The sequence below is a fragment of the Brooklawnia sp. genome (genome assembly GCF_032229645.1).
Classification (GTDB): Bacteria; Actinomycetota; Actinomycetes; order Propionibacteriales; family Propionibacteriaceae; genus Brooklawnia.
In genome coordinates, this window is record NZ_JAVTWX010000097.1 from 10,831 (window position 1) to 20,034 (window position 9,204).

The following is a 9,204-nucleotide window of genomic DNA, read 5'->3' on the forward strand; positions in this document are numbered from 1 at the left end:
GCCGATCCCGTTGGATATAAGCCGATCCCGTTGGATATAAGAGGTCGTGCGCCGCAGTCTTAAGTCGGCGCGGCCTAATCCGGACGCGGAGCCGGTGTCCAATCGGGCGCAGGCCGCCGGCCGGGTGCGATCGGGGGTTGCGGAAGATCGTCTGGTCGGTCCTCGGGCTGCTGCACGGCGGGTTGCGCTGAACCGGCAGGCAGGTTCTCGGGGGCGATGCCTCCGCGCGACCACGTTTGGCGGGGTTGGGGGCGCTGTGGGGCTTCGATGGCTTCCGGCGCGCCTGCGGCCAGCGCGGGCGGGGCGGCACCCGTTGCGGCGTCCCCTGCCCGGTTCCATTGCAATCCAACAGCTTCTGGTGGGTTCCAGACCGGCGCGCGCCCCGAAGCCTGCGCCGGATCCGCCGGGCCGGTATCCGGCTGATCGGCCCCAATGGCCGCGGGCGAGTCGATCGACCAACGGCGTAGCCTCCACAGCACCACCGCGCACATGGCCTTGACCAGGGTCTCGACCAGGCCTCCCAGCGCAGCCAGCCAAGCACCGAGACTGAAGTCGCCGAACAGCCCAATGATCCAGAAGATCAAACCGGCTCCAGTGGCCACACTCACCACGACCGCCGCCGCATGGATCACCCGTTCGGCGCTGGCGACCGGAGGGCCGACCAGCAAACAGGTCAACGCCAGCGCGACGGCAACGAAGATCCACACCAGCGAGACCGAGTCGGCGCCCGCCTGGCGGGCTGCCGTGGCGATGTAGACCCCGTCGTTGAGCAGCGCGACGAAATAGACAACCGCGACCGCGACGTAGAAGCAGATGATCACCAGTATCCCGACCGTTGCGGGACCGCGGAGTTTTCTGGCGTATTCGATCATGGACATCCCCATCAGGCTAGTTCGGCAGAAATCTCGTCTGCGACCTTATCGGCCAACGCCTTGACCTGCTGACTCGCCTCCAGAGATCCCACGACGGTGGCCTCACTGGTCCGCACCACAAAGACATCGTGAACGCCGACGACCCCCAGCACCGTGTCGGGCTGATCGTTGATCAGCAGGCACCCGGACGAATCGACTGTCGTAACAGTTCCGACGATGGCGTTTCCGGACTCGTCGTGGGCCAGCACCTCGTGCAACGCCGCATAGCTACCGACATCCGCCCACTCGATCGCCAACGCGACCGCGACTATGTGGGCATCGGTCTGACCATGGGAGACAGGTTCCATCACCGCGTAGTCCACCGAGATCTTGGTCAGCGCCGGGTAGATCGCGGCCAACCGCTCGGGATGCTCGGCCAATTCAATGACCCCGTCATAGGTCTGCGGCAGCAGCACCTTCAGTTGCCCCAGCAAGGTCGCGGCACGCCACACGAACATCCCGGCGTTCCACCAGTAGCGACCCGAGGTCAGATAGGCCTGCGCCGTCAGATGGTCGGGCTTCTCCTTGAACTCGGTGATCCGGCTGGCCAGACCGTAGCCCTCGATGTCGGCACCGCGAGCGAGATAGCCGTAGCCAGTGTGTGGGCTGGTCGGCACCACCCCGAACGCGACCAGCGCTTGCGGGTCGTCGCAGGCCAGCCGGAAACCATCGTCCAGAGCCTTGGCGAAGACATCGACCGGAGTGATCAGTTGATCGGCGGTCACCACCGCAACCACCGCGTCCGGATCGCGTCGCGCCAGCACCGCCGCGGGCCAGGCCACCGCATTCAACGAATCGCGTCCGGTTGGCTCGCCGAGGATGTTGCCGGGCGACAGGTCGGGCAACTGGGCAGCCACCACATCGGAGTAGGCGGCCCCGGCGCAAACCAGCACGTTTTCGGCGGGTACGACCGACAGCACCCGCTGATAGGCGAGTTGCAGGAGACTCCTGCCGCCGAACAGGGGCAACAGCTGTTTGGGTTCGCCCCGCCGCGACAACGGCCACAGCCGCTTTCCAGATCCGCCGGCCATGATGACTACGTAGCGCACACGATCAATCTAGCTGCCATAGCATAGACCAATGGCCGTACGCGCGAACACACCCCCGATCAGCGATCTGCTGGCCGCGCTCGAAGACCGGGTCGCCAGGGCGGGCTCCGGCCCATTGATCACCTGGTATGACCTCGACAAGGGCTTCCGCACAGAACTATCCGGACGCACCTTCGCCAACTGGGTCGACAAGTCGGCCAACCTGCTGGTTTCGATGGACGTGGAGGAGTTGCCGCGGGTCGCGAACACGCTGCTCGTCACCGATTCCGGTCATTGGGTGGGCCTGGTCTGGACGATGGCGATCTGGCAACTCGGCGGCCAGGTGGTGGCGTCCCCGCGCGAGCGACTGGCCTCGACGGACCTGCTCGACGCGGCGATCGTCGGGCCGGCCGATCCGCATCCGGTGCCCGGAGTCGAGACGATCGCCTGCTCGCTGCATCCCCTGGGAGGCGGTTTCGAGTCGCGACCCGATGGGGTCACCGACTACGCCGAGGTGCTGAGCCAGCCGGATGTGCACTGGCGGGTGCCGCCCGAGGATCCCGTCTGCTTCGAGGGCGAGTGCCCCCAGCGTTGGGACGATCTGGCAAACGTCTCCCCCACCGGCGAGCGAGTGCTTCTGCAACCCGGTCCGGATCCCTGGACGATGGTCTGCCGCGCCCTGGCGGCCCCGATTCTGGGTGGTGGCTCGGCGGTGATCGCGGTGGGCGGCGAATCCGGGCAGCTGGCGTCATTGGCTCGTCAGGAGCGAGCCGTTCTGCGCTGAGCAATCGGCTCGGGTGACTAGGCTGGCTGGCATGACCGACGACCGCGACCGGCAGGCCGACCTCGACTGGCTCTACGGCCCGTCGGGCGCCAAGCCCGAACCGCAGCAGCCCCAGCGCAGCGCAGCAACGGCGGACGATGCCTCGCAGCGCAGCGCGGCCAACGGTCGTCCGCGAGTGTCGACACCAGGCTATGACGCGCCCGCCGAGCGGGTCCGGGCCGCCGGTCAAGCCGACGCGCAGCATCCTGCCGCACGGCCCCGGCCCGTCCAAGCGGCCCCGCAACAACGCAGCGCGGCGCGTCCGCCCAGCTCGCCGCCGCCACAGACCCGACCTGTCGTCCGGCGACGCAAGCGACGTTCGCCGCTGCGCCTCGTCGGGGTGCTGCTGCTGGCATTCATCGTCTGGCTGATCGTGGTCCCGATCATCGCACTCAACCGGATGGGGTCGGTTGACGAACTCGAATCGGCTGCCCGGCTCGCGAACCAGCCCGGCACCGCGGTGCTGCTGGTCGGCAGCGACGCCCGCGGAGACGTAGAGGGCGCCCGCGCCGACACCATGATGATTCTCTACAAGCCCCCCAGCGGACGCTCCGTACTGATCAGCCTGCCTCGTGACTCCTATGTCACGATTCCCGGATACGGCGAGGACAAGCTCAATTCCGCATATTCCTATGGGGGCGCCGCGCTGCTGGAGCAGACGGTGGAAGAGGCGACCGGAGTGCAACTCGACGGCTACCTGGAGATCGGTTTCGATGGCTTCGTCGATCTGGTGGACGCGGTCGGGGGCATCGAGGTCTGCGTCGATGAGGCTGTCACCGATGAGCTGTCCGGTCTGGATCTGCCGGCCGGCTGCAGCAAGATCAAGGGCGAGATGGCACTCGCGTACGTCCGGATGCGCTACTCCGACCCGGAGGGCGATATCGGACGCGCCAAGCGCCAGCGGGAGGTCATCGGCAAGGTGGTGGCCAAGGCCGCCACGCCGTCGACCATCCTCAACCCTGTCAAGTACTGGAGCACCGCGATGGCGGTATCCAAGATGCTCGCCAAGGGCGACCAGACCGGCACCGGAGCCCTGGTGTCCGCGGCACTCGCGCTGATGAGCGTCTCGGGTGGGGACGGACTGTCGTTGGTGGTCCCGATTGCCACCACCGACGGTTGGACCTCGGACGGCGCGTCCGTGGTGATCTGGGACGACGCGTCCGCCGCCGAACTCTTCCGCGAGATCGCGGCCGGGGATACCTCAAATCTGGATCGCTTCGCAGGCTGAAACACTCATGCAACGACCCTCACGCACACGCCAAGGAGGACCGAATGCTTGAAGTCGCACACCTGACCCGCACCTTCGGGCAGCTGACCGCCGTCGACGATGTCTCGTTCACCGTGCCGGACGGCAAGATGATCGGCTTCGTGGGTGGTAACGGCGCCGGCAAGACCACCACCATGCGCATGATCATGGGTCTGCTCGCCCCTGACTCGGGGCAGGTGACCTGGAACCGGCGCCCGATCACTCAGACCGATCGTTCCCGCTTCGGCTACATGCCCGAGGAGCGCGGGCTCTACGCCAAACAGCCGATCGTCCGCCAGCTCATCTACCTGGCCGAACTCAAAGGCATCAGCCGCGATGCCGCGGCCGTCGAGGCGTCCGGGTTGATGGCACGCTTCGGGTTGGGCGATCGGCTGAAGGACAAGCTCGAAAAGCTGAGCCTGGGCAATCAGCAACGCGTCCAGATCGCGGCCGCCGTGATGGCCAACCCGATCGGGCTGATCCTGGACGAGCCGTTCAGCGGGCTCGACCCCAAGGCGGTCGACGAGATGGCCGGGCTGCTCTCCGAGCGCGCCGCGCTCGGCGTCCCGGTGCTGTTCAGCAGCCATCAGCTCGATCTGATCGACCGGCTCTGCGATGGCCTGGTGATCCTGGCCGACGGGCGGGTGGTGGCCGCCGGCACGAGGGATGAGCTCGAATCCCGCGGCACAGACCGACACCGGCTGGTCACCGACGCTGCTGCGGACTGGGTGCGCGAGTTGCCCGGCTTGAAGGTGATCGAGGTGAGTGGCGGCACCGCCGTCTTCGAGATCGTCGTCCCCGGAGCCGAGCACGAACTCTTGGCCCAAGCGCTGCAACGTGGCCGCGTCATCGAGTTCGCTCCGGTACGAACAACCTTGTCAGAGATCTATCGGGAGGTGACGGCATGAATCGCTCCGGCACCCCGGAGGCCTCGTCCGAGCGTCGGCCCGCCTGGCTGATCGTCACCATCCGCGAAATCGTGGTGAAGGTCACCGATAAGGCGTTCATCATCGGCACCCTGACCACACTCGGCCTGATCGTGGCCGGCTTCGCCGTCGGATTCCTGGTCAGCGGACGCGCACAGACCACTGATGTGGTCGTCACCACCTCCGAAGCGGCCACCATGGCCCAGTCGGTCAGTGCGCTGGCGCAGCAGTCCGCCTCCGGTGACGCCGTGCAGGTCGTCCAAGCCGACGATGACGCGCAAGCCCTGGCACAGGTCGAGGCCGGGGACGCCGATGTCTATCTGCGCCACGGCGAGATCGGCTGGATCACCACCTGGGAATCGGAGCCCGACAGCGGTTTCGTGAACCAGCTGCAAGAAGCGCTCAACGCCCAGACGATCACCGACCTGGCGAACCAAGCGGGGGTCAGCACAGAGCAGCTGAGCCAGCAGTTGAGCGTGACCACCGAGGTGCTGAATGCGACCGGCAGCGGCGGACCGATCGGGCTGATCGCAGCCGTGGCCTTCGGCGTGTTGTTCATGATGTCGTCAATGACCTACGGCATGCAGATCGCGACCTCGGTCATCGAGGAGAAGCAGTCCCGAATCGTCGAGATCTTGGTGGCCGTGATCCCGGTGCGCCAGCTGCTGGCCGGAAAGGTCATCGGCAACACGCTGATCGCCTTCACCCAAGTGCTGGTGCTGCTCGGCGCGAGCCTGATCGGACTAGCGTTCACCGGCTTGCGCGACTATCTTCCGGACTTCGCCGGCGCCGCAGGTTGGTTCCTGCTCTTCTTCCTGGCCGGCTTCGGCGCGCTGGCCTGCATCTGGGCTGCTGCGGGCGCGCTCGGGACACGCAGCGAAGACCTGAACCAGACGTCCACACCACTGATGTGGGTGATCATGGCTACCTACCTGGCAGCCTTCGCGGCCACCGGAACGGTACGAATCGTGCTCAGCTTCGTCCCGATCGTCTCAGCGGTCCTGATGCCCGCCCGGCTGATCGAAGGTACGGTCGCCTGGTGGGAGCCGCTCGCCGCGCTGGCGTCCAATCTGGTCTTCGCGATGCTGATGGTGCTGCTCGGCGAGCGGATCTACCGCAGGGCGTTGCTGCGCACCGGAGGCCGGCTGAACTGGCGGCAGGGTCTCAAGCTGGCGGACTGAGCGTTCTGCGGACGACGAGTCGGCCAGCGGCACCCCAGAAGCTGCCGATAGCGACGGCTTCTGGGTGCCGATCAGCTGTCGAGCGAGGTCTGCTCGCGGACGCGCGCACCCTTGGCCAGCGCCGTTTGCTTCAGATCCCGCTGGAACTCGACCATCTTGTCGAGCAGGCCGGGATCGCCGACGCCCAGGATCCGAACCGCCAGCAGCCCGGCGTTGCGGGCGCCGCCGATCGCAACCGTCGCCACCGGCACCCCCGCCGGCATCTGGACGATCGACAGCAAGGAGTCCATGCCGTCCAGATACTTCAGCGGCACAGGCACCCCGATCACCGGCAGCGGAGTCAGCGCGGCGAGCATGCCGGGCAGGTGCGCCGCGCCGCCCGCACCGGCGATGATGCAGCGCAACCCGCGGGCGTGCGCCCGGCGGCCGTAGGTCACCATCTCCTCCGGCATCCGGTGCGCCGAGACCACATCCGCCTCGTAGCCGATGCCGAAGTCGGCGAGCGCCTCGGCGGCCGGGCTCATCGTCGGCCAATCGGAATCCGAGCCCATCACGATCCCCACCAGCGGCGCAGTCATCGTCATCCCTCCCTGATCTCACCCCCGAGGTAGCGGGCGGCGTGCTCTGCGCGCGCCCGCACCTCAGCAAGGTCATCTCCGTAACAGTTCACGTGGCCGACCTTGCGGCCCGGACGCACGTCTTTGCCGTACAGCTCGACCCGCAGCTTCGGGTCGCGAGCAAAACAATGCAGCAGTTCGCTGGGCAGATCCTGGTTGCTTCCGCCCAGGATGTTGACCATCACGCACCACGGATCGCGAGCCCGTGGATCGCCCAGCGGCAGGTCGAGCACCGCCCGCAGGTGGTTCTCGAACTGACTGGTGTGGGCGCCGTCGATCGTCCAGTGGCCGGTGTTGTGCGGACGCAGGGCCAGCTCATTGACCACCACGCTGCCGTCGGTGCGCTGCATGAGTTCGACGGCCAGCACGCCGGTGATCTGCAGTTCATCGGCGATGTCGAGGCCGAGCCTGGTGATCCCGGCCGCCTGCTCATCGCTCAGGCCGGGTGCCGGCGTGATGGTCTCCCGGCAGACGCCGTTGCGCTGGATCGTCTCGCTCACCGGGTAGACGACGGCTTGGCCCGACGGCGAACGCACCACGATGACCGACAATTCGCGGGCGAAGTCGACGAACTCCTCGCCGATGATCTCCACCTTCTCCCCCGCGGATTCGGTGAGTGCCTGCTCGAAGGGAATCCCGGTGTCGGCGGGCCCGTCGAGCTTCCAGACACCGTGGCCGTCGTAGCCACCCCGACTGGCCTTGGCGATGATCGGGAAACCGATCTCGGCCCCGAAGGCCCGTAATTCGGCGGCATCGGCGCAGGCCTGCCACTTCGGCGCCGGCGCGTCCAGCGAGGTCGTCAGGCGCCGACGCATCAGCAACTTGTCCTGGGCATGCTGCAGCGCGTCCGGTCCCGGACGCACGAGCTTTCCTTCGGCCACCAGACCACGCAGGATCCAGGTCGGCACATGCTCGTGGTCGAAGGTGATGATCTGACAGTTCGAGGCGAAGGATTTCACGGTCGCCTCGTCGGTGTAGTCGCCGACCATCACGTCCTTGAAGATCTGCGCTGCGCCGACGTCGGGGCCCTCGGCCAGCAGACGCAATCCGATGCCCAGCTTGATTGCCGGTTCGTACATCATGCGGGCCAACTGCCCGCCGCCGATAACTCCGATGGTGGTGCGACTCACCCGTTCAGACTATCGCCCGTGCGATGATTGGCGCATGACCACGCACATCGTGACTATGGGTGGCGGCGGATTCTCGATGTCGCCCACCGGCTCGCCGACGAATCTCGACAGGTACCTGGTGGAGCTGACCGGCCGGAGTGCCCCGATGGTCTGTTTCGTTCCGACGGCTTCGGCAGACGATGCCACCTATGTGCGAAAGTTCCTCGCCGGCTACGCCGCGCTCGGCGTAAGGACGATGGTGCTCACGATGTGGCAGGACGCCGCCGCTTCGCTCGCGCGGCTGCCGCAGGCCGATCTGGTGCTCGTCGGCGGCGGATCGACGGTGAACCTGCTTGCACTGTGGCGAGCTCACGGAGTTGATCGGGTACTGGCCGAGATGATGGAGCGGGAGCGCACGTTGGTGCTCGGCGGGCTTTCGGCCGGCTCCGCCTGCTGGTATTCGGGCTGCGTCACCGATTCGTACGGCGATCTGCGGGTGCTCCCAGATGGCCTGGGCATCCTGCAGGGCAGCTTCTGCCCGCACTGGGATGGCGAGAAGAAGCGGCAGCCGGTCTTCACCGATGCGATCGCCACCGGGCTGCTGCCGGCGGGCTATGCGGCTGACGATGGAGCTGCACTGCATTGGGTCAACGGCGCCCTGAGCGGAGCGGTTGCCGAGCGCGAGGGCGCTCGGGTGGCGCGGTTCGAGGCCAGCGATGAGCCGGCATCCGGCGGGCTGTCAATCGAGCAGCTGCCGGTCGAGCTGCTCTAAGCCAGAATCAGACGAAGCCAGCGCCTGTTGAACCCGGCCGAAGGTCAGGTCGTGGTCGATGGCCGTGGCCGTGTTCACCAGCCAGCGCGGTTCACGTCCCCACGGCTCGGATTCGGCGTAGCTGACCACCACGTCGTCGAAGCTGATTCTGGGCTGCCCCGGCACCTTCGGACGAGTCGCCAGCCGGTCGGCGTGGGCCGTCAGGTCGGTGCAGACCACCTCGACGAAGAGCAGCTGCGTACGGTATTGGCGGGCCAGTGTCGTCCAGATATTGCGGGCGTAGCCGGCCGAGTTCGCGGCGTCCACGATGACGTGACTACCAAGCGAGAGGTTGGCCCTGGCGACCTGCTCGGCCACCAGATAGCTGGCCAGCCCGGTCGCGAACGATCGTTCGAACTCGGCCTTGACCAGCGACGATTCGATGTCGTCCACGTTGATCAGCACGGCCGGGAAACGCTCGGCAAGGCCACGCGCGACGGTCGATTTCCCAACGCCGGGCAGCCCGGCCATCGCGATCAATGCCACTGGTCGGGTCCTTCCAGTACTCGAGTATGGGGCCATGGGTCCGATTCGGGAGGCGCTGACCGGTTG

Annotated in this window: 10 protein-coding genes; 5 read left to right on the forward strand and 5 right to left on the reverse strand. The window is 66.9% G+C overall.

The window, feature by feature from the left end; translation table 11 throughout:
• Positions 1-74: 74 nt before the first annotated feature.
• Both AAFP05_RS07255 and AAFP05_RS07260 read right to left on the reverse strand, forming a co-directional pair.
• Positions 75-878 carry a hypothetical protein gene (locus tag AAFP05_RS07255; protein WP_341729188.1) on the reverse strand — a complete coding sequence of 268 codons (804 nt, stop codon included), beginning with the start codon at positions 876-878 and terminating at the stop codon, positions 75-77.
• Positions 879-883: 5 nt separating this feature from the next.
• Positions 884-1,960, reverse strand: coding sequence for a mannose-1-phosphate guanylyltransferase (locus AAFP05_RS07260; protein WP_341729189.1), 1,077 nt, complete (start codon positions 1,958-1,960; stop codon positions 884-886).
• A 31-nt stretch (positions 1,961-1,991) separates the two neighbouring features.
• On the opposite strand from AAFP05_RS07260, the gene AAFP05_RS07265 reads away from it, so the two are divergent.
• Genes AAFP05_RS07265 through AAFP05_RS07280 form a run of 4 tightly spaced genes read left to right on the forward strand, consistent with a single transcriptional unit; the run spans position 1,992 to position 6,115 of the window.
• Positions 1,992-2,723 carry a TIGR03089 family protein gene (locus AAFP05_RS07265; RefSeq protein WP_341729190.1) on the forward strand — a complete coding sequence of 244 codons (732 nt, stop codon included), beginning with the start codon at positions 1,992-1,994 and terminating at the stop codon, positions 2,721-2,723.
• 31 nt (positions 2,724-2,754) lie between these two features.
• Positions 2,755-3,990 (forward strand): LCP family protein, encoded by a 1,236-nt coding sequence (locus tag AAFP05_RS07270; RefSeq protein ID WP_341729191.1) that lies wholly within the window; start codon positions 2,755-2,757, stop codon positions 3,988-3,990.
• Between the two features lie 44 nt (positions 3,991-4,034).
• Entirely contained in the window at positions 4,035-4,916 is an 882-nt protein-coding gene (locus AAFP05_RS07275; protein ID WP_341729192.1) for an ATP-binding cassette domain-containing protein, read from the forward strand.
• On the forward strand, positions 4,913-6,115 hold the full coding sequence (locus tag AAFP05_RS07280) for an ABC transporter permease (protein WP_341729193.1): 1,203 nt from the start codon (positions 4,913-4,915) through the stop codon (positions 6,113-6,115). The genes AAFP05_RS07275 and AAFP05_RS07280 overlap by 4 nt, the downstream gene beginning before the upstream one ends.
• A gap of 71 nt (positions 6,116-6,186) precedes the next feature.
• Here AAFP05_RS07280 and purE read toward each other — a convergent pair whose 3' ends face one another.
• Entirely contained in the window at positions 6,187-6,693 is a 507-nt protein-coding gene (purE, locus tag AAFP05_RS07285; RefSeq protein ID WP_341729194.1) for a 5-(carboxyamino)imidazole ribonucleotide mutase, read from the reverse strand.
• Between the two features lie 2 nt (positions 6,694-6,695).
• Positions 6,696-7,862 carry a 5-(carboxyamino)imidazole ribonucleotide synthase gene (locus tag AAFP05_RS07290; RefSeq protein WP_341729195.1) on the reverse strand — a complete coding sequence of 389 codons (1,167 nt, stop codon included), beginning with the start codon at positions 7,860-7,862 and terminating at the stop codon, positions 6,696-6,698.
• A 34-nt stretch (positions 7,863-7,896) separates the two neighbouring features.
• Here AAFP05_RS07290 and AAFP05_RS07295 point away from each other — a divergent pair, with 34 nt between their 5' ends.
• Positions 7,897-8,613, forward strand: coding sequence for a Type 1 glutamine amidotransferase-like domain-containing protein (locus AAFP05_RS07295; protein ID WP_341729196.1), 717 nt, complete (start codon positions 7,897-7,899; stop codon positions 8,611-8,613).
• On the opposite strand, the gene AAFP05_RS07300 is transcribed toward AAFP05_RS07295, so the two are convergent.
• A complete protein-coding gene (locus AAFP05_RS07300; protein WP_341729197.1) occupies positions 8,581-9,138 on the reverse strand; it encodes an AAA family ATPase in 558 nt (185 codons plus the stop codon). The genes AAFP05_RS07295 and AAFP05_RS07300 overlap by 33 nt on opposite strands.
• Positions 9,139-9,204 lie beyond the last annotated feature (66 nt).